The 22,606-nt window shown below is 68.3% G+C and carries 21 protein-coding genes and 2 pseudogenes; 9 read left to right on the forward strand and 14 right to left on the reverse strand.

Annotated elements, in window-relative coordinates; all coding sequences use genetic code 11:
• Window positions 1-197: 197 nt before the first annotated feature.
• A complete protein-coding gene (locus tag SSPN_RS0128465; RefSeq protein WP_044575818.1) occupies window positions 198-719 on the reverse strand; it encodes an MFS transporter in 522 nt (173 codons plus the stop codon).
• Window positions 720-982: 263 nt separating this feature from the next.
• Between SSPN_RS0128465 and SSPN_RS52205 the strand changes: the two genes are divergently transcribed.
• Window positions 983-1,756, forward strand: coding sequence for a transposase family protein (locus tag SSPN_RS52205; protein ID WP_237710763.1), 774 nt, complete (start codon window positions 983-985; stop codon window positions 1,754-1,756).
• Between the two features lie 157 nt (window positions 1,757-1,913).
• On the opposite strand, the pseudogene ypfJ reads toward SSPN_RS52205, so the two are convergent.
• From ypfJ to SSPN_RS61845, 6 genes and pseudogenes are all read right to left on the reverse strand, one after another.
• A pseudogene (gene ypfJ, locus SSPN_RS46255) lies at window positions 1,914-2,842 on the reverse strand (KPN_02809 family neutral zinc metallopeptidase).
• A 1,245-nt stretch (window positions 2,843-4,087) separates the two neighbouring features.
• Entirely contained in the window at window positions 4,088-5,605 is a 1,518-nt protein-coding gene (locus tag SSPN_RS0128485; RefSeq protein ID WP_010311741.1) for a tripartite tricarboxylate transporter permease, read from the reverse strand.
• 3 nt (window positions 5,606-5,608) lie between these two features.
• The gene (locus SSPN_RS0128490; RefSeq protein ID WP_010311742.1) at window positions 5,609-6,148 is read right to left on the reverse strand and encodes a tripartite tricarboxylate transporter TctB family protein; all 540 of its coding nucleotides are present in this window, start codon (window positions 6,146-6,148) and stop codon (window positions 5,609-5,611) included.
• Complete coding sequence (locus SSPN_RS0128495) at window positions 6,145-7,131, reverse strand: Bug family tripartite tricarboxylate transporter substrate binding protein (protein WP_029535797.1); 987 nt, start codon at window positions 7,129-7,131, stop codon at window positions 6,145-6,147. Before SSPN_RS0128495 ends, SSPN_RS0128490 begins: the two co-directional genes overlap by 4 nt.
• Window positions 7,132-7,287: 156 nt before the next feature.
• Window positions 7,288-7,656 carry a twin-arginine translocase TatA/TatE family subunit gene (locus SSPN_RS0128500; protein WP_010311746.1) on the reverse strand — a complete coding sequence of 123 codons (369 nt, stop codon included), beginning with the start codon at window positions 7,654-7,656 and terminating at the stop codon, window positions 7,288-7,290.
• Window positions 7,657-7,726: 70 nt separating this feature from the next.
• Entirely contained in the window at window positions 7,727-7,855 is a 129-nt protein-coding gene (locus SSPN_RS61845; RefSeq protein WP_010311747.1) for a hypothetical protein, read from the reverse strand.
• A gap of 908 nt (window positions 7,856-8,763) precedes the next feature.
• Between SSPN_RS61845 and tatA the strand changes: the two genes are divergently transcribed.
• From tatA to SSPN_RS0128525, 3 genes are all read left to right on the forward strand, one after another.
• Window positions 8,764-9,009 (forward strand): Sec-independent protein translocase subunit TatA, encoded by a 246-nt coding sequence (gene tatA, locus SSPN_RS0128515; protein ID WP_010311751.1) that lies wholly within the window; start codon window positions 8,764-8,766, stop codon window positions 9,007-9,009.
• Between the two features lie 251 nt (window positions 9,010-9,260).
• Window positions 9,261-9,449 (forward strand): ubiquitin-like protein Pup, encoded by a 189-nt coding sequence (locus tag SSPN_RS0128520; protein ID WP_010311753.1) that lies wholly within the window; start codon window positions 9,261-9,263, stop codon window positions 9,447-9,449.
• 215 nt (window positions 9,450-9,664) lie between these two features.
• Window positions 9,665-10,861, forward strand: a complete 1,197-nt coding sequence (locus tag SSPN_RS0128525) for a site-2 protease family protein (RefSeq protein ID WP_029535799.1) — start codon at window positions 9,665-9,667, stop codon at window positions 10,859-10,861.
• 10 nt (window positions 10,862-10,871) lie between these two features.
• Here the strand turns inward: SSPN_RS0128525 and SSPN_RS0128530 are convergent, their stop codons facing one another.
• Window positions 10,872-12,188 (reverse strand): nicotinate phosphoribosyltransferase, encoded by a 1,317-nt coding sequence (locus SSPN_RS0128530; protein ID WP_010311758.1) that lies wholly within the window; start codon window positions 12,186-12,188, stop codon window positions 10,872-10,874.
• A 239-nt stretch (window positions 12,189-12,427) separates the two neighbouring features.
• Here SSPN_RS0128530 and SSPN_RS0128535 point away from each other — a divergent pair, with 239 nt between their 5' ends.
• From SSPN_RS0128535 to SSPN_RS46265, 4 genes are all read left to right on the forward strand, one after another.
• Window positions 12,428-13,132: a hypothetical protein gene (locus tag SSPN_RS0128535; protein ID WP_010311761.1), complete on the forward strand. Its 705-nt coding sequence runs from the start codon at window positions 12,428-12,430 to the stop codon at window positions 13,130-13,132.
• Window positions 13,133-13,585: 453 nt separating this feature from the next.
• A complete protein-coding gene (locus SSPN_RS60480) occupies window positions 13,586-13,753 on the forward strand; it encodes an L-lactate permease (protein ID WP_237710764.1) in 168 nt (55 codons plus the stop codon).
• A gap of 229 nt (window positions 13,754-13,982) precedes the next feature.
• Complete coding sequence (locus SSPN_RS0128550; RefSeq protein WP_010311766.1) at window positions 13,983-14,534, forward strand: GtrA family protein; 552 nt, start codon at window positions 13,983-13,985, stop codon at window positions 14,532-14,534.
• A 250-nt stretch (window positions 14,535-14,784) separates the two neighbouring features.
• Window positions 14,785-15,849 carry a CPBP family intramembrane glutamic endopeptidase gene (locus SSPN_RS46265; protein ID WP_010311768.1) on the forward strand — a complete coding sequence of 355 codons (1,065 nt, stop codon included), beginning with the start codon at window positions 14,785-14,787 and terminating at the stop codon, window positions 15,847-15,849.
• Window positions 15,850-15,906: 57 nt separating this feature from the next.
• Here the strand turns inward: SSPN_RS46265 and SSPN_RS0128560 are convergent, their stop codons facing one another.
• The 4 genes from SSPN_RS0128560 to SSPN_RS0128590 form a co-directional block, all read right to left on the reverse strand.
• Complete coding sequence (locus SSPN_RS0128560) at window positions 15,907-17,094, reverse strand: MFS transporter (protein ID WP_010311771.1); 1,188 nt, start codon at window positions 17,092-17,094, stop codon at window positions 15,907-15,909.
• A gap of 355 nt (window positions 17,095-17,449) precedes the next feature.
• A complete protein-coding gene (locus SSPN_RS0128570) occupies window positions 17,450-18,268 on the reverse strand; it encodes an alpha/beta fold hydrolase (protein ID WP_044575050.1) in 819 nt (272 codons plus the stop codon).
• Between the two features lie 1,119 nt (window positions 18,269-19,387).
• Window positions 19,388-20,230: a class I SAM-dependent methyltransferase gene (locus SSPN_RS0128585; protein WP_029535800.1), complete on the reverse strand. Its 843-nt coding sequence runs from the start codon at window positions 20,228-20,230 to the stop codon at window positions 19,388-19,390.
• Between the two features lie 60 nt (window positions 20,231-20,290).
• Entirely contained in the window at window positions 20,291-20,695 is a 405-nt protein-coding gene (locus tag SSPN_RS0128590) for an MFS transporter (protein ID WP_010311783.1), read from the reverse strand.
• Between the two features lie 151 nt (window positions 20,696-20,846).
• Between SSPN_RS0128590 and SSPN_RS0128595 the strand changes: the two genes are divergently transcribed.
• Window positions 20,847-21,302, forward strand: a complete 456-nt coding sequence (locus tag SSPN_RS0128595; protein ID WP_010311784.1) for a PPOX class F420-dependent oxidoreductase — start codon at window positions 20,847-20,849, stop codon at window positions 21,300-21,302.
• A 65-nt stretch (window positions 21,303-21,367) separates the two neighbouring features.
• On the opposite strand, the gene SSPN_RS0128600 is transcribed toward SSPN_RS0128595, so the two are convergent.
• Entirely contained in the window at window positions 21,368-22,054 is a 687-nt protein-coding gene (locus tag SSPN_RS0128600) for a DUF998 domain-containing protein (protein ID WP_044575053.1), read from the reverse strand.
• Window positions 22,055-22,241: 187 nt separating this feature from the next.
• A pseudogene (locus SSPN_RS55575) lies at window positions 22,242-22,606 on the reverse strand (IS701 family transposase); the annotation flags it as partial.

Genomic DNA, 22,606 nt, shown 5'->3' on the forward strand with positions numbered 1-22,606 from the left:
TGCGGCCAGGACGGCCTTCTTCGAAAGCCACACGCTCGATCACGGTCCTGTCGTCCAGACCCGCCATCGCGCGCCATACACTGACATCCGGCACGTCGTTCGCTCCCTGATCAGCTTGTTGATCTCGCAACCAACAACCTAGCCCAAAGCGACGGCGTGCCTTCATCTTCCGGACCCAACCCCAGGCCACACGCCCACTAATCGATCACAAGAGCCAGGAATCCACGCCGCTTGTCCGGGGCGTACTCCGCGATGAACGTCATCGCGCCGCCGTACTCACCGCCGGTGGAGAAGCCCTGGACCAGCCGGGCCAGCAGCAGGAGGATTGGCGCCGCCAGCCCCAGCGTGTCGTGGCTGGGGATCAGGCCGATGCAGAACGTGCCCGCCGCCATCATGATCATCGTGGCGGCCAGCACCTTGGTGCGGCCGATCCGGTCTCCCAACGGCCCGAAGAACATCCCGCCGATGGGGCGCACCAGGAATGCGGCGGCGAAGGTCCCGAAGGTCGCCAGCAGCTGGGCGGTCGGGCTCGACTCCGGGTAGAAGACCTTTCCGATCGTGGTCGCCAGGTAGGCGAAAACGCCGAAATCGAACCATTCGGTCACATTCCCGACGGCCGCCGCGACGGCCCGGCGGACCAGGCCCGGATCGACGACGGTGATGCCCTCGACCGAATGCACACCGGAACCGGGGTGCGACACCTCCTCCTGGCCGGTCATCGCGACCACCACCCGATCCTATTGCGGACCGGATTCGCGGCGCGACGATCTTGCGGCGTCATCCCTCGGAAAGCGAACATGCGGGAGAACAATAGCGACGTGAATGGGAAAAGGTAACCCCGGGCAGCCGGAACCGATATCGATCACGAGAACTCCGGACATTTCATGCATAGAGCGCTATTCTAGCGACTTGATCACCTAAAAATAGGGCAACGGCCCCAATCGAGTAAGATCGTTTTCTTCTCACAGAACACGACTTACAGGTGGAGCCGTTGCGTTACCAGTCTACTACGGGGCTTGTTGCTGACCAGATTGAGGAGCTTGTTGCCCGGATCTGGCAGATCGTCCAGTGCCGTAAAGAACAAGTGTGGCCTCCGACGGTGGGGCTGTATCGCGCGGTCACGCTCACCCTGGTGTATGTCCGACAGAATTTAAACCAGGCGGCCGTGGGTGATCTGTTCGGCGTCAGTCAGCCGACCGTATCGCGGGTCTATCGAGGCATACTGCCGCTGATCGGAGAGGCGTTGTGTCTGCATGTGCCAGACCTCGAGGAGGCCATTCGTGGCCGGCTCGTCCTGGTCGATGGCACCGATGTGCCGACCGGTAACCGTGCTGGTCACGAGGACAACTACTCCGGCAAACGTCGCCGTGCTGGGCTGAACATCCAGGTCGCCGCCGATACGGAGGGAGGTCTGCTGGGAATATCGACGCCTCTATGCGGATCCATGCACGACCGAAAGGCGTTCACCGAGTCCGGCTGGGAAGATCTTCTAGTCGAGACCTCATTCATCGGAGACCCTGCCTATCAGGGAACTCGCGCGATTACGCCTCGCAAGAAGCCGAAAGGCGGCGAACTCTCGGCGGCAGATAAGAAAAACAACAAAACGATCTCATCGCTACGATCTGCCGTCGAGCGATGCATCGCACATTTAAAGAATTGGAAGATACTTGCCACCGGGTACCGAGGGCGGCTCGCTGAACTCTCCAACATCATCCGCATCGTCACGGCGCTCGAATTCTATCGACTCGGCTGGTAACTCACGTGAATAACGCTCATAGTCCGCATTCGCCCCAGCGGAGAATTCACCGGAAGATTTCGAAGAATATTCGCAACCCGCTCGTATCATTCGGATCGAGCCGAAAGGGCGGGAATTCCGGTGGTGCCGCCCGGCGCCGGAGCGGCACCACCGGGGGTCAGCCCAGGCTGACCTTGGGGTCGAAGGTGTTGCAAGCGTTCGGGTTTCCGGTGCGCAGTCCGGTGGTGAACCACTTCTCCCGCTGCGCCGAGCTGCCGTGGGTGAACTTGCTCTCATCGACGTGCCCGCCGCCGAGCTTGGCCTGGATGTAGTCGTCGCCGATCCGCCCGGCGGCATCCACGGCGCGGCGGATGTCGTCGTCGGAGATCTCCTGGATCAGCGGCTTCCCGGAGGGGGTTGGCACCGTCGTGGCGTGATTCGCCCACACCCCGGCGTAGCAATCGGCCTGCAGCTCGAGGCGCACCGCCCCGGAGGTCGGCCCGGTCTGCCGGGGGTTGACCTTCGAATTGATGCCGAGCAGGTTCTGCACATGGTGGCCGTACTCGTGGGCGAGCACGTATGCCTCCACGAAGCTGCCGCCCTGGGCACCGAACCGCGTCTTCAGCTCCTTGAAGAAGTCCAGGTCGATGTAGACGTCGGCGTCGGCCGGGCAGTAGAACGGGCCGACGTCGGAGGTCGCGCCCCCGCAAGCGGTGTTCACCGCGCCGCGGAAGAACTTCGTCGGTGCGGCCTGGTACTTCACGCCGGAACGCTCGAACTGCTCGGTCCAGTACCCCTGGATCGAGTTGATCGACGCGACCAGCGCGCACTCCTCCCGTTTGTTGGCATCCGCGCCGGTCATTCCTGCGCCAGGCGCTGGTCGTCCGCCTGCTGACCGACGGGCAGCTGGTCGAGGCTCAGCGGTGGCAGCGCCGGTTGTCCGCCACCCCCGACGAAGTTGCTGAGCAGGAAGTAGAGCACCGCCCCGACGAGAGCCAGTCCCCCGCCGCCCACCGCGATGGTCCCGCCGCCGAAACCACCGCCGCCGGAACCGCCGACTTCCTCGACCTGCGATGCGTCCAGCTCCGCATCGTCGTTGAACCGCACAACGTCCTCCTGGGACTGATCACACCTGCCGGCATCCCCGGCACCGACCCCGACGTGGCCACGGAACAAGATATCGGGCCCACGCCGACGGCCCGACGGCCCGGGGATTGACCGAAATCCGCACCACAGTCGGGAAAGAGCCGGGACGACGGCGACAATCCACGCCGACCGCACAGCATTCCAGTCGAAGGCCCCGCGGATCGCGTGCGCGGGACGCCGTTTTCGCAATTCAGTGCCAATTCAGTGCCAATTCGGCGTCAATTCGGCGCGCGACACGGCGATGCGGCTCACGACAATTCCCCGGAAAATGCCGCAGCACGAGATGATCTCGCTGGACCACCGAGATCTTGCTGCGCTGACCGGCAATCCGGTGCCAGGGCGTGTGCAAGGTTGATCTGAGGGTTGCGGCGGGTTTTTGTCCAGGTGGGACGCGAGGTGAGTGCGCGGTTTCCGGTGGGAGATCATCGGGTTGTCCAAGCCGTGACGGTCTGTCCAGGAGCCGCGCTCTTGTGTTGTTGGCTTCCCTGGTTCGGGTTGTGCTTGACCGGCACACCCTCACAGTCGAGTCCTTGCGGGGTCGTGTGGACGGGCTCTGGCGGGCTCTGGAGGCGGTGGGCGGGGAATCCTGTATGGGTTGCGGTTGCTGCCGGCCTGGCGGTGCTGCCGGCCCTGACGGTGCTGGCGTTGACCGCCGGGTCTGGGGGTGGCCGCCGGTGCTGGCGGTGCTGGCGGTGACCGCCGGTGCGAAGACGTTCATCGAGTCCGCCTCGGCGGAGAGAATCCGCAAGTTCCATTGAAATCGAACCTTCGATTTCAATGGAACTTGCGGACCGTCGGCGTGTCGCACCCCGACACGCCGACGCCTGTGGACAACCTCCGCAATTTCAATGGAAATCGTGGGCGGGTACGGACGTGCCAGGGCCCGCAGCCTGGAAGGTCCTTGTTCTGGACGGAAACCTGCGAACCGGATATGGCGCTGGCGCCGACCGAACGGCACAGCCGCCGGCTTCGAAACGGTCCACCACCTGGGCAACCTGCCGCCCACCTGGGCAACCTGCCCCCCACCTGGCCAACCTGCCACCCGCCTTCCCGCCCGAAACTACCTAAACCGGATAACTCAACCTTGCACACGCCCTGAATCCGGTGCCTTGGTTCCGGCCGAAGACGGGTCATCGCGGACGTTGAACTGGGCAAGGGCGTCTTCGGGCGGCTGTACCGTCCGAAGACACCCTTGCCGTCCAGTGATCAGGCGTCGACTCGGTCTGCCCGTTCCGTCGGCTTCGGGGAGCGGCGGACGAAGCGGCTCCACAACGGATAGCTGAGCAGGACCGCCGTGATCACGTAGACCGCGATCGCCAACGGCGAGTTCACCAGACCCGTCAGGTCGCCATCGCTGATCTGCAGCGCTCGGCGCATCTGCAGTTCCGCCGCCGGCCCGAGGATCACTCCGATGATCGCCGGCAGCACCGGCAGGCCGAAGCGGCGCATCATGAAGCCGATCGCCCCGATGATGAACAGCACCAGCAGATCCACCGGCTGGCCGCCGACCGCGTAGGCCCCGACGCTGGCGAAGAACAGGATGCCTGCGTAGAGGTACGGCCGCGGCACCTGCAGCAGCTTGGCCCACACCGGCGCCATCGGCAGGTTGATCACCAGCAGCAGCACCAGACCGACGAACATGCTCGCGATCAGCGCCCACACCAGGTTCGACTCGCGCTGGAACAGCAGCGGGCCGGGTTGGATGCCGTACTGCTGGAACGCCGCCAGCATCACCGCGGCCACGGAGGTGGTCGGCAGCCCGAGGGTGAGCATCGTGACCATCGTGCCCGCCGCGCTGGACAGCGAGGTCGCCTCCGGTCCGGCCACGCCCTCGATCGCGCCCTTGCTGCCCCAGCCTCCGTTCCGCCGGGACAACTGCTTCTCGACGGTGTAGGACAGGAAGGTGGGCACCTCCGCCCCACCGACCGGGATCGCGCCGAAGGGGAAGCCGATCAGCGGGCCGCGCAGCCACGGCTTCCACGCCCGCCGCAGGTCCTGCCGGGACATCCACGGCCTGCCGACCGGGATGGGCTTCTCCTGGGTGTGCCGCAGGTGCGCGGCGACCCAGAGCGTCTCGCCGACGGCGAAGAGCCCGACCGCGACGAGCACCACGTCGATGCCGTCGACCAGCTGCAGGGTGCCGAACGTCAGGCGGGCCTGACCGCTCATCTGGTCGAGCCCGATCAGCCCGATGGTCAACCCGATCAGCAGCGAGGCGAACCCGCGGATCCGCGAACTGCCCAGCACGGTCGAGGTCGCCGCGAACGCCAGCACCATGAACGCGAAGTAGTCGGGCGCGCCGATGTTGACCGCGTATCCAGCGATGACCGGTGCCAGCAGCACCAGCAGGGTGAGGCCGACCAGGCCGCCGAAGAAGTGGCCGACGGCCGCCGCGGCCAGGGCTTGCGCCCCTCTGCCGTTCTTGGCCATCTTGTTGCCTTCGATCGCCACCACGACGGCGGCGCTCTCACCTGGCGTGTTGAGCAGGATCGAGGTGGTCGATCCGCCGAACATCCCGCCGAAGTAGATGCCGGCGAACATGATGAACGCCCCGGTGGGGTCCAGCGCGTAGGTCACCGGCAGCAGCAGCGCCACCGCCATCGCCGGGCCGATGCCCGGCAGCACGCCGACCGCGGTGCCCAGTACCACGCCGATCGCTGCGAACAGCAGGTGCTGCGGGGTCAGGGCGGTGGCGAAACCGTCCATGAGGTTCGACAGGTCCATCGGTTACAGCACCCCCATCAGCGGGCCACCGGGCAGCGGGACGCCGAGAAGTTCGTTGAAAGTCAGCCACGTCAGCACCGAGAGGGCAGTGGCGATCAGCGGATCCCGCACGAGATTGCGGCTGCCCAGCGCGTAGGCCGCGCCCCAGAACATGATCGCCGCCGACGCCGGGAACCCGATGATGTTGATCAGTGCCGCGTTGAGCAGGAAGAAACCGGACAGCAGCAGCAGGGTGCGCCAGTCGGTCGGCGCGTCGAGGTCGACGTCTTCGCCTGCCTCGGCCTCACCGCGACCGCCGCGGAGCACGTCCCGCGCCAGCAGCACCGACACCAGCAACAGCAGCGAACCGACTACCACCGGCACCGCCTTCGGCCCGACCGGGCCGCGCTGGGCGAAATCGGTGGGGATCAGGGCCGCGTCGACGAGCACAAGCAGGCCCACCGCGAGCAGCAGCACGCAGATGCCCAGCTCGGAATGCGCGCGCAACCAGCCGCCACGCTCCGAACCGGCCGGAGCCACGGTCTTGTCCACAGTGGAACTCATGCGGCACCCAACTCCTTCAGCACCGACGCGACGCGGTCGTTCTCGGACTTCAGGAACGCCCCGAAGTCATCTCCGGTCTGGAAGGCGTCGGTCCACCCGTTGAGCCGCATCGCCTGCTGCCACTGCTCGCTGGTGTGCAGCTTGCTGAACAGCGCGATCAGCTTTGCCCGCTCCTGCTCGCTGATCCCCGGCGGTGCGACGACGCCGCGCCAGTTCGTGAAGCTGACGTTCACACCGGATTCCTGCAGCGTCGGGGCGTCGATGCCGGGCACGCGCTCCGGGCTGGTCACCGCCAGCGCCCGCAGCTCACCGGCCGCGATCTGGTCGCGGGTCTCGCCGATCCCGGAGACGCCGAAGGCGACCTTGTTACCGAGCACCGAGGCCATCAGTTCGCCGCCACCATCGAACGGCACGTAGTTGACCTGCGTGGCGGACAGGCCGATCGCTTTCGCGGTCAGCATCGGCGCCAGGTGGTCCGGTCCGCCGGGCGAGGAGCCGCCGCCGACGGGAACAGCGCCGGGGTTGGCCTTCCACGCCTCGATCAGCTGGGCGATGTTCTGGTACGGGGAGTCCTTGGCCACGACGATGACGTCGGATTCCTCGGTCAGCTTCGCGATCGGCGTGGTGTCGTTCAGCGACACCGGTGAGTGGTTGGTGTACACCGAGCCCACCACGCCTAGGCCCATCGACATCACCAGCGCGCCGTTGCCGGCCTCGTTGACCAACCGGCCCAAGCCGACCGTGCCGCCCGCACCGGGCAGGTTGAACACCTCGGCCGGACCGTTGAGGCCGGCGTCCTCGATCGCCTTGACCGCCGTGCGCGCGGTGATGTCGTAACCACCACCCGGCGTGTTGGGCACCATGACCCGCAGGCCGCGGATCTGCGTGCCCGGCTCGTCGCCTCCCGAACCGACCAGGGGAGGCACCAGCAGCACCAGAAGCGCGGCACCCAGCACCGCCAGTCCGACTTTCAACTTCCGCATCATCACCTCACTGTGACCCCGGCCTCTCGACCGGACGGTGGGTGATCCTCCCCCACGATCTGGCGCACAGTCTCGCTTGCGCGCGTATCGGAAGTTGTGGAAGTTCTGTCACCAGTCGTTCGGGCGGTGGCGCGTTGCGGGCTGTGGCATCGACTCTCAGGTGGCCTCGACGTCGAAGGGCGGCCGCTCGCCCGGGCGCAGGAAATCAGGCCGTTCAACGGAATTCGCCGCGGGATTCGTCGGCTGGCCGGCGAGGGTTGTGGTGGGGCGAGCGTCGTCGAGCAGGTAGTTCGCGACCGCGCGCCGCGGGTCGAGGCCGCGCAGCTCGTTGAGCTGCCGCAGGGGCTCGCGCAGATCGCGGTACTCGTCGCCCAGTTCCGACCGGAGCTGCTGCTGCGCATCTGCGGCGAACCCGCGCACCTGCCGCATCGTCCGGCCCGCCCACGCGGCGGCCTCGGGCAGCTTCTCCGGGCCGAGGATGAACAAGCCTGCGAGCAGCAGGACGGCGAGGTGTTCCAAGCTCATGCTGACCTTCTCCGCAGAAGGACCGTCGCAGTCACGGTACACCCGCGTCCGCGACGGGCCGCCTCGCACATCAGTTGCGCAAGGCACGCCACCAGCGGTGTTGGCGCCCCCGCTCGGTGTCGCGGGCGCTTGCGTACGCGGCGCCGTCCAGCCGGAGTGCCGGGGTGGGCAAGCCGTCGTTGACCCGCCGGATGGTCATCTGCACCTTGCGGGGGTGACCTTGATGGCCTTGCCACGACCGTCGCTGAGTTGATCTTGTGCTGGCCGAAGCCGCCGGGAATCGACACGTAGGAGTCGCGGGGACCAAAGGCGACCCGAACCTCCTCGTCTCCCCGACGAGCGCCAGCTGCCACGGCCAGGCCACCCGGCGCCGTGGACGCCCCCGGCGCCGAACCGGGGCAACGATCACGACCGGAATCCCCCCGGAGCAAGAAAATCGCTGGAGGACGCCGGAAGTCGTTGCACGGTGGGCAATTTCACCCACTTCGTCCGGGTTTCATCCCTGGACACCGAAAAAGGTGATATGAAAATGCTGGCGATGCCCCCTTTCCAGGCTCACTCCCCGGGGTGTCGTTAGATCATCCACAGTGGATCCGTCGACGAATCGGCGGGCAGGAGATCTTCATCTCCGGTCCGTCCGTCGTCGCTGTCGCGGCGGATCGCCGTGCCACCAGCGGAATCCGGCCTGCCCCGATGCCGACCACTGTGGGTGGACTCGACTCGGCGCAGATGCGGGTGCATTCGCCGGACGAGCCCGTCCTACCAGCGCTACTCGTCGGTCGCGCCATCACGACTCGGCTGTTCGGCGTCGAACACCGGCCTGTGAACCGCACGACTCCCCGGCCGCTCGAACCGGACCTCCGGGTCGGCGCGGAAGATGCCCGGCGCCGCCGGAGCAAGATCAAGATCGCGGATTTGTCCTGGTCAGGTATCGAGCGGGATCCTGGGACCGGCCGGGATCGGGTATACACTGCACCCTGTTGAGAAACGACGGGTCACCTGATCTCACGGGGCCGGTACGCCGCGGATCCCCGCTCCGGTCGCCAGCTCAGCCGACGGCATCGTCGCAGGGCTCAGGTGTCCACGACAGCGAATGGAAGTGCACTCATGGGTTCGCTCAGTGCCTGGCACTGGCTGATCGTGCTCGCCGCGGTCCTGCTGCTGTTCGGATCGGCGAAGCTGCCGCAGATGGCCCGCTCGCTCGGCCAGTCCGCCCGCGTGCTCAAGGCCGAGGCGCGCGGCTTGAAGGAAGACGAGAAGTCCGCCACCGACCAGGGGCAGGACAAGCTGGAACCCGGTAAGCCCAGCCCGCAGCAGGTCGACGACAAGCAGCGCGACGACCCCAAGAACTGACGGCTCCCGCGCGAGCTCGACCCAACGCGCGAGGAGCCCCGGCCCCGGCCGCCGCACGGCGACCGGGGCCTTTCTGCGTCAGCAGCGGCGCTGGTCGCATCGGTGGGTGGCCCGGCGTAGGTGCCGATGGGCCCATCGGCCCTAGCGGGTGTTGTTCGCGCTCGCGACCCTCTTCCTCAGCGGGCTTCAGGTTCGCCGGTAGCACCGAACGCGGGTGGTGGGCACGCGCGACGACCGCAGGGAGGCACCGGATGCGCCAGGAGAGACCCAAGCGGCATGAACGGTCCGAAGACGAGGCACCTGAGCCGACGACCAGCGGCCAGGACCGGCGCGACGAGCTCGACGACACCACCGATGCCATGTTGGACGAAATCGACGACGTCCTCGAGGAGAACGCCGCCGAGTTCGTGCGCTCGTACATCCAGAAAGGCGGCGAGTGACCGCACCGGCATCGGCTCGTCCCGGAATCGTTGCGCCATGCGCCTCGTACGTCTGGGCGATATGGGCAGATCCCGGTGCCAGTCCACACTGTCCTGTCCGCGACCCGCCGTGATGCCCGCGGGCAAGCCTCCTGCCGGAAGTCACCGTCACCGGGCGGTCGCCGGGGAGGCACACTGGAGGAAAGGCTGAATCCGGCAGGTTGCGGGGTGCGGTCATGCGCGGAACGGTCCCGGTGGGGCGATTAGCTGGGATACGGATCGGCCTGCACTGGAGCGTGCTCGGCATCGTCGTCCTGGTCGCCGCCGGATTGGCCGTCTACCAGCTGCCGCTGGCGTTTCCCGGGCACTCTTCGTTCGCCTACGCGCTGGCCGGGGTCGCCGCCGCGGTCCTCCTGGTCTGCTCGCTGCTGGCGCACGAACTCGCGCACGCGATCGTGGCCCTCCGCAACGGCGTCGCCGTCGAGGGCATCACGCTGTGGCTGCTGGGCGGTATCGCCCGGCTGCGGGGCGAAGCGCGCAGCCCCGGCGCTGACCTGCGCATATCTATCGTCGGGCCGGCAACCAGCGCGGCCGTGGGCGTGATCTTCGGCGCGCTGGCCTGGGGCGCGGCCCGGTCGGATGCGAGCGACCTGATCGTCGGGGTGCTGACCTACCTGGCTCTGCTGAACCTCGTGCTGGCGGTGTTCAACCTCGTTCCGGCGGCTCCGCTGGACGGTGGCCGCGTGCTGCGCGCGGCGCTGTGGCGGTGGCGCGGGGACCGGTTCAAGGCGGCCGTGTGGTCGGCGCGCGCCGGGCTCGGGCTCGGCTACCTGCTCATCGCCGCCGGATTCGCGCAGTTGATCACTCAGGGGGCCGCCGGACTGTGGTGGGTCCTGCTGGGGTTGTTCATCACGAACGTGGCCTTCGCCGAGGAGCGCCAAGCCCGCGTGGGGTTGGCCCTCGCCGGAGTGCGGGTGCGGGATGTGATGTCGCATCCGGTCGAGGCGGTGGACGGCCGGCTGACGGTCGGCGATCTGCTGGGCAGCGAACGCGGGCACGCCAGCTTCCCGGTGCTGCGCGAGGACGGCAGCGTCGGCGGATTGGTCTCCCTCCGCCGCGTCCGCTCCCTAGCCGCGCACGACCGACCGACGACCGCGCTGCGCGACGCCGCCTGCCCGATGGACCGCGTGCCCACCGCGGCACCGGACGAGCCCCTGGCAGCGGTCCTGCCCCGGCTGTCCGAGTCCACCGACGGCCGCATCCTGGTCTTCGACGACAGCAGGTTGGTGGGCATCGTGTCGCCGTCGGACATCAGCAGGACCGTCGTGGCCCACGGTCTCGAAGTCGCCCTGCCCGCAGCCGTTGAACGCGAAGCGAACCGGAAAGCCCCGCCGTCGAACTGGTGGTATCCCGGCCAACCGCACTCCCGCTGACCGGCGGTGTTCACAGTGCCTGTTCGAGTCGGTGCCGGACGGCTTCGGCGGACCGCACCAGTACCTGCGTCGAGAGCACGTCCACCGGTGTGGGGCCGGTGAGCAGGCGAGCCGATTCGGGTAGCCACCGCAGGTCGCGCGCGAACCGGCGCTGCGCGGTCTGGACCGGCTCCGGCTGAGCGGCCCGCACGCCACCGCACATGACGGGCTGCAGGAGCGGCTCGCGCCCAGCTGGGGACGCTTCGGAGCGCAGCGCGAGCAGATCGGGTTGGCCGGGTTCGCCGCGGTAGACCTGCTTGGCACCGGGTGCGGTCAGCTTGCCCGCGGACAGCTTCATCACCGGCGCTCCGCCGTACTCGACCAGCTTGTAGGCGCTGTCCAGGGACGGCGCGTCAGCGGACACCCCCATGCGGGTGCCCACGCCGAACAGGTCGATCGGCACCGTGGCGAGTTCCGCGAGCGCGTGTTCGTCGAGCCCGCCGCTGGCCATGATCCGAGCGCTGGTCAGCCCGGCGTCGTCGAGCAGCTGGCGCGCTTGCACCGCCAGGCCGCCGAGGTCGCCGGAGTCCAGCCTGATTCCTATCCGGCTACCGGCCGGCAGGTCCTTGGCGACCTCAATCGCCGTGCGCACGCCGCGCAGGGTGTCATAGGTGTCGACCAGGAACACCGTGGCATCCGGGAAATCGGCGGCGAACGCCCGGAACGCGGTGCGCTCGTCGGGGAACGCTTCGACGTAGGAGTGCGCCATCGTGCCAGCGGCCACCAGTCCGAACTCGCGTGCGGCGGCCACGTAGCTGGTGCCCGCGAATCCAGCGATGGCCGAGGCACGAGCGACCGCCCGGGCGGCCTCCAGACCGTGGGTTCGGCGGGCGGCGAAATCGACCAGGTCCGCCTGCGGTGCGGCGATCCGGCACCGCGCCGCCTTGGCCGCCACCGACGACTGGAACGTCACGAAATTCAGCAGCGCCGTCTCAACCAGCTGCGCCTGCGGCAGCGGCGCCGTCACTTCCAGGAAGGGCTCACCGGCGAAGACCACCCGCCCTTCGGGCACGGCCCACACGTCACCGGTGAAGCGCAGCTCCGCCAACGCCGCCAGGTCGCTGTCCTTCAGGTGCACGACGTCGCCGAGGTACGTCAGGTCGTCGGCGCTGAAATGCAGCCGCGCCAGGAAGTCCAGGCAGTCGGCGAGTCCGGCCGCTACGAGAAAACCGCGTTCACGCGGGAGTTTCCGCGCGAACAAGCTGAAGGTCGCCGGGGCTGTCATGTCCCGGCGCAGATAGCTGGCCGCCATCCTGAGTTCGTACAGATCGGTGCGCAGACCCGTCATGGCCGTCGTCACCTCTCAGCCATGAGCCAACGGGGTCCTCCGACCCTCGCGCGGCCCGCACGCCGGCTGCAAGGGGAGATGGTCACCGGACGCGAGTTGCTCGTGGGAGCCGTGTGGGCGGCGTTCGTGGTGAGGCGCAACGGCGGTGGTAAAAGAGGACCTTCGGCCGCATGACTGCATGCCCTCCGCCCGCAAAGCTCGACGAACATCCCGTTCAACGAGGTCGCCGGGAGGAATCGATGAGTGAAGGCCACGAGATGCGCTGGGGCGGGCTGGCCGGCCTCGCTTCGCTCGTGCTCGCCGTCGTGGCGGGCACCCTGCTCCGCGGCGCTCCCAGGATCACCGCCTCCAGCGACACCATCGCCTTGTACCTGACCAACTCGCGCGACGTGATCATGGCCGCGGCCGTGCTCTACGCCGCCGCGGTGGCCTTGTTCGTGTGGTTCGGCGCCACGCTCGCCACCGCGTTCAGGCTGCCCGATCCGAACAGCGACGCCCCCGCGGTCATGCTGGCAGGCTTCGTGCTCACCGGCACCATCGGGTTCCTCGGGGCATCGATCCTCGGCGGTGCGGCCTACGCGTTGACCGCGCATCCCATGCTGATCGGTCTCGCCTCCGCGCCCTACAGCGCCGTGGCCGTCGTGACCACGCTCGCGGGAATGGCCGTCGCCCTGCCGCTGGCGGCATGCGCCGCCGCCATCGCGCGGACCGGGGTTCTCCCGCAATGGGCGGCGTGGTTTTCCGGATTCGTCGCCGTCATCCGGATCCTCGGCGCGCTCACCGTCCTCGGCGGAGCCGGCGCGATCGCTCCCGGCGGCGTGCTGGCCACCTACCTGCCCGGTGGGCTGACCGCGCTGTGGATCGTGGTGCTCAGCGGTTTGCTCGTGCGCGAGCACCTGCCCGTGATCCAACCACAACGGCGGCGGACGCCCGGCCCGGCATGAGTCCACTGTGGAGGCGCTCGGGAACGGGTGGAACCGGCGACAGCTGACCTCGCAGGGCGACTCGGAGTGCGGGACACCGCCCGCATGACAACGACATCCGCGACCAGGAGTCTCGGGATGCGGTTGCTCGGTACCACCGCGCCAAGGCCGTCGTGCCGGTCCACTTCGTGGTGGGCTCGAACTTCCTGACCGAGAGAATTCTGAAGTTCTGGCAGCCCGGCGGGCTGGGGCGGCCCGGACGCTTCGTCAAGACTGCCCTGCCCGCCCCGGGGTTCGCCTACCTCGACAGCGTGTTCGAATTCTCTGCGGTCCCCTGCTCATCCTCGGCCTGCTGGACCGGTTCGCTGCCATCGTCGAACTTGCTGTCCGGGGTGTTGCGGGTGGCGGCCACGAAGAGCGGGCATCGATCCGCTGCTTGCCACCGCCAACGGCTCCGGGGGCGTGCTCGGCAAGATGATCTCACCACAGAACCTGGCCATCGCCGCCGGGGCGGTCCGCATGGCGGGCCGGAAAGGCGACATTTTCCGCCGGGTGCTGCCGTGGAGCATCGGTATCTTGGCGCTGATGTGCGTGCTCGTCTACCTTCAGTCCCTGCCGGTCCCGGCTTGGATGGTCATCTGACCGAGATCGCCGCCGATCGACCGGATCCGCTGTGGACGTTCGCGGGCCGATTGGATACGACGGCGGAACGGAAGTCGAACAATCCCTGAACAACGGGCGAGAAGATGTCGCCCGCCGGTCCGCGAGCACGACCTGGTGCCGGGGGGCTTCCATAGGATGGGCGAGCCAGCGACTCCGCCGATGGCGGTGTCGGCTGCTGCCCGAATGTGATTGGTGCGCTGGGGTGAGGATGGAAGAGCAGGCCACGACGACCAGGACGCGCGCGGCCGAGCGGGTCGGCGACCTGCTCACCTCGTGGGTCGACCGGCTCCCGTCCTGGCTTCGCCGCGTGGTCTCCCGCGAACTCGTCGGCTTCGCGATCCTGGGCGCGTTCACCTTCCTGATCGACCTCGCCATCCTGGCGTCGCTGCGCGCTTGGACCCCGCTGCCGCTGCCGGTCGCCGTGACCGTGTCGTACGTGTTCGCCTTCGGGCTGAACTTCGTGCTCAACCGAACGGTCAACTTCCGGTCGCACGCCCCGGTCGGCGGCCAGGTCCTCCGCTACGCGATGGTCGTCGTCTGCGACTACGGGCTCACCATTGCCGTGACAACGGGGGTTTCCGCGCTGGGCGTCGACTTCCGGCTGGCCAGGCTGTCCGCCGGGGCGTGCGTAGCGCTGTTCACCTACACGGCCTCCCGCTGGTGGGTGTTCCGCCAGGAGCCACACGACCGGCCTGCCTCGACGCCCGAACCAGACGAGGTCCGGCCTGGCTCGACGCCCGAACCAGACGAGGTCCGCTGACCAACGTCCACTGAGGACGATGGCGCGAAGGCCCAGCGCCAGAGGAGCACACGCGCTCCGAATCGACCATCAGCCCTGCATCGCGTCAGGTCGCCGTTCTCCCCCGATTCCCAGCACCCACACCACCTGACTACCTACTGTTTTCGGGGCCACGGTCACGTAATCGTCACACGCGCATTGCACTTGCAGCTCGAACTCGACGCGGATGCCCGCCGACCAAAGCCGGTGGCCCACTCGTCACGTTTCATTGATGGACGATCGGCCACGCGACGAAGACGATCGGCACACGCCTGGCGAGCGGCGGGTTCCCGAGCGGGGCCACGACGATTACACCGAAGGGACCGACATGCACCTCCAAGGGGAATCGGCCGTCACGGCCGGGGCCCACCGCCCGGGCACTCCGTACCACCTGCTCGCGCGCAGCGCTGCGCACCGCTGGTGGCGACCGCTGGTGGGACTTCTGCTGTTCCCCGTGCTCGCGATGGCGTTGATGCTGCTGGTCTACGGCGCCACCGTGGTCCTGGCCTTCGCGGTGGGCGTCGGGATGGATGCGGAGCTGGGCTTCGCGAATCCGTTGTGGAACTTCGCGTTAGGCTTCGTCTCCATCGCCGTCGCCCTGCCCGTCCTCCTCCTGATCGCGAGGACGACGCAGCGCCGACCGGTGGGCACGTTGTCCAGTGTGGAGGGACGACTGCGGTGGCGGTGGATGGGCTACTGCGCCAGGTGGGCCTTCCTGGGCTTCGTCCTCGTCACCGCCGTCGACCTCGTCCTCAACGGATGGGACGCCGCGTTGTGGCCGGGGTGGCTAACGTTCCTGGCGGTGGTCGCCATCTCGGTGGCGGTCATCCCTGTGCAGGCCGCCACCGAGGAATACGTCTGCCGCGGCTGGCTCGTGCAGACCTTCGCGTCCTGGACCCGCACGCCGTGGCCCGGTGCGGTGGCCAGCTCGTTGCTGTTCGTCGTGCTGCACGACTACACCGATCCGCTCGTGGTGGTCGACCTCTTCGTCTTCGCGATGGCCATGTGCTGGCTGACCATCCGCACCGGAGGGCTGGAGGCGGCGATCGCCCTGCACGTGGCGAACAACCTCACCTTTGCCCTGGCCGCCGCGCCCCACGGGGTGCCGAGCCTGGACCAGGGCGGCTCCTACGACGTGTGGGAGGTCTTGCCGAGCACGCTCATCACCGTGGTCTACACGTGGTGGATCGACCGGCGTGCCCGGCGCCTCGGGATCACCTCGACGGCTCCGAAGCCCGTCACGTACGAGCACCCGCCGGGAACGCCTCCCGGGCACTCGGGCACTGGCGCGGCCTGACGGGCTCAGGCCCCGGTGGTGAGCACCACCGAGCCAGCGGTGGCACGGTGCATGTGCTCATGACGTCCGCGCTCGCCGGGCGGTCCGGCCGCCCAGGGCTCGCATGGCCAGTGCGCCGAGGATCGGTCCCGGCGCGAGCACGAGGAAGGCGTAGCGCCAGCCGACGAGCGCGGCGAGCACCGGTACGAAGTTGATCGTGAGCAGGAACCCGATCGCGGTCTGCGCGGTTAACGCGGTGCCGATGTAGCGGGAGTCGGCGACCTCGCTGAGCGCCGTGGAGAACACCCCGGAGTCGGCGATCACGGCGGCGCCCCAGACCACGAGCAGCACCATGAGCAGCGGCCACGGCGCGCCGAACAGCAGCGGCGACAGCAGGCAGCACGCGCCGCTGACGACGAGGGCCACCCCGGCGGCGGGCGCCCGCCCGAAGCGGTCGGCTCCCCATCCGCCCAGCAGGCAGCCGACCACCCCGGCTATGCCGATGGCCACGAACGAGACCAGCCCGACGGTCGCATCCCCGCTGGCGGTGCTCGCGGTCACGAAGGCGGGCAGCCACGTCCACAGCGCGTACAGCTCCCACATGTGGCCGAAGTAACCGAGGTTCGCCAGTCTCGGGCCGCGTTCCCGGAACATCTCCAGCGCGTATCTCGGCCGGTGTTGCGCGCCGCCGCGCGACAGGTGCGGTCCCGGTCGCACGAGCGTCGCCACCAGCACTGCGGCCCCTACCCCGATGGCGGCTGCGGTGACGAGCACTCCCTGCCAGGGCAGGCTGCCGAGCCCCTTGATCAGGTGCGGCAGCGCCGAGCCGACGGTGAGTGCGCCGATGAGCACGCCGAGCGCGAGCCCGCGCCCTGCGGCACCGAACCACGAGGCCATGAGCTTCATACCGACCGGGTAGACCCCGGCGAGGAAGAACCCCGTGCACAACCGGCACAGCACCGCCGGGCCGAATCCGTCGGCGAACAGCGGTACCGAGACCGTCGCGGCCGCCGCGCCGAGCGCGGAACAGGCGGCCACCAGCTGGGGTGGGAACCGGTCGGGCAGGTTGAGTGCCGCCGAAACGACCGCGCCGACGACGAACCCGACCTGCACTGACGCGGTCAGCCAGACGGCCTGCATGTCGCTGATGTCCCAAGCGCCACGCAACGCCGGCACGACCGCGGAAGCGGAGAACCACATCGACATGGCCAGCACCTGCACGGCGGCGATCAGCCCGAGCTGGACATACCGGTTTTCACTCGCCATACCACGACCCAGCCGTTTCCAAAAGCCTCCACCGGTACTCCGGCAACCAACCGTGCACCCGGGAGAACCACACCGGTCAGCGTCCCGACCCACCACGAGCAGGGCGCAGCTGAAGCGTACGTCGACTCGCCCCGCCGTCCCGCGTCAGGATTCGGTCGCTGCGGTGATGCCGAACTCCAGCAGCATGCGCCCGCCGGAAACACGCCGGATGTCCGCAGCGATGCGCAGGACACCCACCTGTACTCGGTCACGACCTCCGACGCGCCCGCGGGGCACGTGCTCGGGGCCGAATCCGAGCACGACCACCGGTACTTGGGCCCCACCGGCTACCGGCAGGCGTGATGATCCCTGGTCGTCAGGCGTCCTCGGCGAGGACTTGGCAAAGCACGCGCGCGAAAGCCTCCGGGCCGTCGCCCGGCTCCAGGAAACCACCGTGACCGCCGGGGAATTCGACCAGTGGACCGCCCAGCGCATCGGCGAGCGCACTGGCCGTTCGGTGCGCCAGCTGACCGTCCGACGTCGCGCCGCCGGCGATCACGACCCTGGAGGGTGCGGCCTTCAAAGCCGCGATGCCGGGGCGGTAGCTGGTGACGGGCAGCAGGCTGTGCGCAAGCATCCGCTCGCCGTCGGCCTGATCCTGTTCAGACGGTGGTGCGGGCGGCGACGCCGGATCGGGCTCCGGCACTTCGAACCCGGCCATGACCATGAACTTCCCGAACGCCGCATCAGCGCCCGCGGCCAGGTACGTGTCGTACACGTCCCGAACCTGGGCGCGGACCTGTTCGGCATCCGGCAGCATCTCGATCACCGGGGGCTCGTGGGCGACGAGCGTCCGAACCCGCTCCGGGTGCAGGGCGGCGAGCGCAAGACCGGTGACGGCACCACCGCTGCTGCCGAAAACCAGGGCCGGCTCATCGGTGACGGCCTCCAGCACGCGGCGGACGTCGTCGGCTGTCAGTTCGGGCGTCACATCCAGCTCCGGGTCCTCGATCGTGCTGCACCCAAAGCCACGCGGGTCGTACGTCACCACCGTGTAGTCGGCGGCGAGCAGCGCCACGAGGCGAGCGAACCCGGAGCCGGTCATGGGTAGGCCGATCACGGCCAGGACCGGCCCCGAACCGACGGTTTCGTAGTGCAGGCGTGCTCCGGGCACGTCCAGGATGTGACTCGACATGACGCCCTCCCGTCCGCGCGGCCGATCCACCCGACCGCGTCATCGCTGTAGACAGCCCCGGCGGTGGAAACTCATCGATTCCAGGATCGACCACACCCGCGGTCCGGGCCGCTCAGCGCACCAGGGTTCTGCGAATGGTCTCGACGAGGGCGGTGCGCTGAGCACGGGGACGCACACGGCGCGTGTGGCGCACCGGTGATGTGGGCCGAACCGGGCCAGCCCACCACCTTCCGTGACCGGTGCCCCGACTGCCTAGCGAAAGCGGGGAAAGCATGCCCCAACCTCGCTGCCGCTGAAAACCCTCCCAGGACAGCGACGGCGCAGGACGGCCGGTGCGGATCCCCCGTAAAGCACCGACCGGCCAAAACCTGCTGGAGAAAGCGGGTGATGACGTTGCAGCACAAGGATTTTCACAGGTACTGGACCCAGATGCATGGCGCAAGAAAGACATGCATCTGGCACGGCTACGCCGAAATCTACGGCAGCACGGCCGTCTACTGCACCACCCGGGCACAACGGCTGACCGGAAAGCCTCGCACCGTGCTCCCCGCACCTGAAGACGCTGCCAACTGGATCGCCTCCATGCCCGCAGACACGCACACCCGAGCGCGGTCCGGTCGCTCGATACCGAAACGGGCATCGGGCGCGTAGGCGACGACCGGCACATCGACTACGCCTTCGTCACCACCCTGGACGCACTGTGCCAAGGAAACAGCGTGTACCAGTACGTCCCCCGGCAAACCGGCCGCCTGCACGTGCGGGTCGAAGCGGTCACAACCGACCAAAGCCCGGAGGCGCACCACATCCAGGAGAACCGCTGAGCAAACAGACACACACGCGTTGCTCTGCCCGGGCTCCTGCCCCTGCGGCCTGCCGGCCGACTGCGCACTCCGATAGCCACCATTGGACGTTGGGGTCGGCTCTCTTGTGCTATGGCGTCAGCAGCAGTGTTCGCCATCCCAGGCTTCACAGCCTTCCTTCACCGCCACGACAACGATCATCAGCGCGGCGATGTGGACTGCGCCAACCGCAGCTCACTCACCAAATCCGCGACCCGCGCCGCATCCAGTCCACTCGTCGCCGATTCCGACGTGTGGACTGGAGGTGTCCTTCGTGCGGTCAGCGTCGCTGCGCCTCGACCAGCCAGTTGGCCGAGTCGTAGAGCACACCGCGATCGGTGGAGTGCTCGGTCATGCTCGCCCGCAGGTCGTCGAGAGCTCGTTCCCTGCCATCCGCATCGAGGCTGTCGAGCAGGCCGGCGAACTGGCCGGAGACGAAATCGCAGGCGTCGTCGACGTCGCGGCCGAAGTACATCGGCTCGTTGAGACCGCGCAACCGAACGTCGGAGAGCCCCGTCGAGGTCAGCAGCGTCCGCACCCGGTCGGGGTCGCCGAAGGAGAACGGCGGCGGCTCCGGCAGATCCCGACCGGCGGCCAGCGCCGTCCGGAAGGCACTGATCCACTCGTTGCGCTCGATGGGTTGCCAGACCAGCAGGACCATTCGACCGCCCCGGCGAATGGCGCGCACGACGTTCTCGAAAGCCGCTGCGGGATCGCCGAAGAACATCACGCCGTGCCGGCTGATGGCGACGTCGAAGTGCGCCTCGGGGAACTCGTGGATCTGGGCGTCTGCCTGCAGGAAGGTCGCATTCGCCACCTGCTCCCGCTCCGCCCGCGCGCGGGCGAGTTCGACCATCTGTGAGGAGAGGTCAACGCCCAGCGCAGCGCCGGTGGCCGCTCGGCGGGCGGCGTCCCGGGTCGTCTGCCCGGTCCCGCACCCGATGTCCAGCACGTTCGAAGCTGGACCTATCTCCGCCGCGTCGAGGAATTGGTCGCGGTAGCGGGCGACGCCTTCGTCGATGCGGTCGGCACGGGCGGTCCAGTGGTCACCCTGGGCACCGTCCCAGGCGCGAAGCTGCTCGACGTTGGACGAATCGACCTGCACTGCGACACGCTCGTTCACCAGACCCCCAAGTCCGAATCAACGCTGGATGAGAAGCGACCAATCACTGTACCTGGTGCGCTACGGCGAGTGGTGGCGGTGCGACTCGGTGTCCTCGACCGACACCCGCAGCATCAGCGTGCAGCCGCCGACCGAAACCTGCTGCCACGAAACGGCGAACGCCCGCCGACCGGGTGTGGTGGCCGCCACCAGGAACGCCGAGGACAAGCCGAACTCGCCATCGGCCGAGAAGCCCTGCACCAGTCGCGCCACAAGCAGGATGACCGAGGCGAAGAGGCCGATCGTGTCGTAGTTCGGCGTCAGGGCGATCACGAATGACGAGCCGGCCATCAGGCCGATGGTCAGCGTCAGGCCCTTCTTGCGGCCGTTCCGGTCGGCGTAAGCACCGAGCACCGCCGCGCCCACCGGCCGCATCACGAACCCGACCGCCGGATGCCCACCGGCCGGACGCCCGACACCGAGCACGCCACCACGGAACCTTCGGCAGGCATGACCGGGGCGGCCGCGCACCGGGCCGTCGCTCCCGGCGCCTCCCCTTCGGACTGTTCGGCGACTCTCGGGCGCGGCCACTACGCTGGTGGCCCGCCAAACCACCAGAACTCAGGGAGCAAGTCCAATGGCGATCGCCCGCGCCGATCGAGTCGACCGCGATGCCCTGCTGGAGTTCCTGCGGCCCCGGCACCGGGGCCTGCTGGTCACCAACCGTTCCGACGGCGGCCCGCAGATGTCCCCGCTCACGTGCGGGGTCGACGACGAGGGCCGGATTGTGGTGTCGACCTATCCGGAGCGGGCCAAGACCCGCAACGCCCGCCGCGATCCGCAGGTGTCGATCTGCGTGCTCTCCGACGAGTGGAACGGGCCGTACGTGCAGGTCGACGGCCGCGCCGAGGTGCTGGACATGCCCGCGGCGCTCGACGGGCTCATCGAGTACTTCCGCTGCATCTCCGGCGAGCACCCGGACTGGGACGAGTACCGGGAGGCGATGGCCCGGCAGAACAAGTCCCTGATCCGCATCCACATCGAACGCTGGGGCCCGATCGCCACCGGCGGCTTCCCGCCCCGCCTCGCCTAGCTGCCCGGGGGAATTTGCCGATCACCCGGCATCGTTGTCGTTCCCCGCGAAACCGGCACCCCGCATCACGCGCGGGGACCGGCCACAGGGTCCGGTCGCTCCGGGAAGCGCGGGAGGGAGATCGCGAGGGCTGCGAGCCAGCCGAATCCGACGACGAGAGTCAGGCGTTGGAGGAGTCCGCCGACCGGCATGAGCACCGGATTCTGGGCGAACCCGACGCCGGCCAGCACGAAACCGATCAGGAACACGACCGCCGTGCCGATCGAGTAGGCAGCCCAAGCCCGATGACCGGTGCGGGCGAGACGGTAGCCGACCACGCAGGAAGCTGCGGGCAGCGCCGTGAACACCGGTGTCGAGAAGAGGTCGTGCAACACACCGTGAGTGGTTCGCACTGGGGACACCGGCGGCGTACCCAGCGGGTAGCCGCTGATCGGGTCCGTCGCGAAGAACCCGGCACCGATCAGCCCGACGCCCACCAGCCCGATCAGCACCGGCACCCAGGGTCCACCACCGAGCCGCCGCAGCGCGGGCCGCAGCCCGACAGCGCACGCGAGGAACAGCAGGCCGGTGACGATGAAGTTCGCCGCCTGCATCCAACCGGACTCCCCGATCGACAGGGCGCTCACCGGATGCCGAAGCGGGCTGTAGTCCACCCGCAATGCACCGTCCACCACGAACAGCACGACGAACAGCACTGCGCCGATCGCCCCGCAAACGAGCAACACCCGCTCAAAGCGTCCAACCCCCACCATGCACCGCAGCCTACGTTGATGATCGAACAATTTGACAGGCACCGATTCGCCCCCTGCTAGTACTCCAGCCGCACTTCGTAGTTTTTGGTCTGTCTGCGCTGGTAGTGGGCTTGTCGGGCGCGGTATTGGTGACGTCGGCGCCAGTGCGACCAGGCCCAGGTCACGACACGGTCGGGCAGGGTGGTGATCAGGTGTGCCAGGAGACGCTTGACCTCGCCCAGCGTGATTGGGATGAGGCCGTTGCCAGGGCTTTTGGGGCGATCACCGCGGTGATGGCCAGGTAGGTGTGGGCAAGCATCGCGAGGGTGATGTGTCGGTACCAGGCGTCGTAGCGGCGGACCTGATAGTGGTCCAGGCCGACTTCGGTCTTGGCGGTCTGGAAACAGTCCTCGATCGCCCACCGTGCCCCGGCCACCCGGATGAGGTCCTCATCGGTCGTTCCTGTTGGGGCGCAACACAAGTAGTAGGCGATCTCGTAGTCGCCCTTGCTGTTGCGGGTCAGCGAGCGACGTGCCAGCAGCCACCGTCCCCAGCCGGGCGGGGTGGTGTCGG

This window comes from Saccharopolyspora spinosa NRRL 18395, assembly GCF_000194155.1.
Classification (GTDB): Bacteria; Actinomycetota; Actinomycetes; order Mycobacteriales; family Pseudonocardiaceae; genus Saccharopolyspora; species Saccharopolyspora spinosa.

Coding starts and splice junctions, on each gene's coding strand:
- SSPN_RS0128600 (WP_044575053.1), bottom strand. CDS start 22,054: ATGGTGGGGGTTGGACGCTTTGAGCGGGTGTTGCTCGTTTGCGGGGCG.
- SSPN_RS0128465 (WP_044575818.1), bottom strand. CDS start 719: ATGACCGGCCAGGAGGAGGTGTCGCACCCCGGTTCCGGTGTGCATTCG.
- SSPN_RS0128500 (WP_010311746.1), bottom strand. CDS start 7,656: ATGAGCTTGGAACACCTCGCCGTCCTGCTGCTCGCAGGCTTGTTCATC.
- SSPN_RS0128595 (WP_010311784.1), top strand. CDS start 20,847: ATGGCGATCGCCCGCGCCGATCGAGTCGACCGCGATGCCCTGCTGGAG.
- SSPN_RS0128525 (WP_029535799.1), top strand. CDS start 9,665: ATGCGCGGAACGGTCCCGGTGGGGCGATTAGCTGGGATACGGATCGGC.
- SSPN_RS0128495 (WP_029535797.1), bottom strand. CDS start 7,131: ATGCGGAAGTTGAAAGTCGGACTGGCGGTGCTGGGTGCCGCGCTTCTG.
- SSPN_RS61845 (WP_010311747.1), bottom strand. CDS start 7,855: ATGACCATCCGGCGGGTCAACGACGGCTTGCCCACCCCGGCACTCCGG.
- SSPN_RS0128535 (WP_010311761.1), top strand. CDS start 12,428: ATGAGTGAAGGCCACGAGATGCGCTGGGGCGGGCTGGCCGGCCTCGCT.
- SSPN_RS0128485 (WP_010311741.1), bottom strand. CDS start 5,605: ATGGACCTGTCGAACCTCATGGACGGTTTCGCCACCGCCCTGACCCCG.
- SSPN_RS0128520 (WP_010311753.1), top strand. CDS start 9,261: ATGCGCCAGGAGAGACCCAAGCGGCATGAACGGTCCGAAGACGAGGCA.
- SSPN_RS0128560 (WP_010311771.1), bottom strand. CDS start 17,094: ATGGCGAGTGAAAACCGGTATGTCCAGCTCGGGCTGATCGCCGCCGTG.
- SSPN_RS0128490 (WP_010311742.1), bottom strand. CDS start 6,148: ATGAGTTCCACTGTGGACAAGACCGTGGCTCCGGCCGGTTCGGAGCGT.
- SSPN_RS0128530 (WP_010311758.1), bottom strand. CDS start 12,188: ATGACGGGTCTGCGCACCGATCTGTACGAACTCAGGATGGCGGCCAGC.
- SSPN_RS0128570 (WP_044575050.1), bottom strand. CDS start 18,268: ATGTCGAGTCACATCCTGGACGTGCCCGGAGCACGCCTGCACTACGAA.
- SSPN_RS60480 (WP_237710764.1), top strand. CDS start 13,586: ATGATCTCACCACAGAACCTGGCCATCGCCGCCGGGGCGGTCCGCATG.
- SSPN_RS46265 (WP_010311768.1), top strand. CDS start 14,785: ATGGACGATCGGCCACGCGACGAAGACGATCGGCACACGCCTGGCGAG.
- tatA (WP_010311751.1), top strand. CDS start 8,764: ATGGGTTCGCTCAGTGCCTGGCACTGGCTGATCGTGCTCGCCGCGGTC.
- SSPN_RS0128550 (WP_010311766.1), top strand. CDS start 13,983: ATGGAAGAGCAGGCCACGACGACCAGGACGCGCGCGGCCGAGCGGGTC.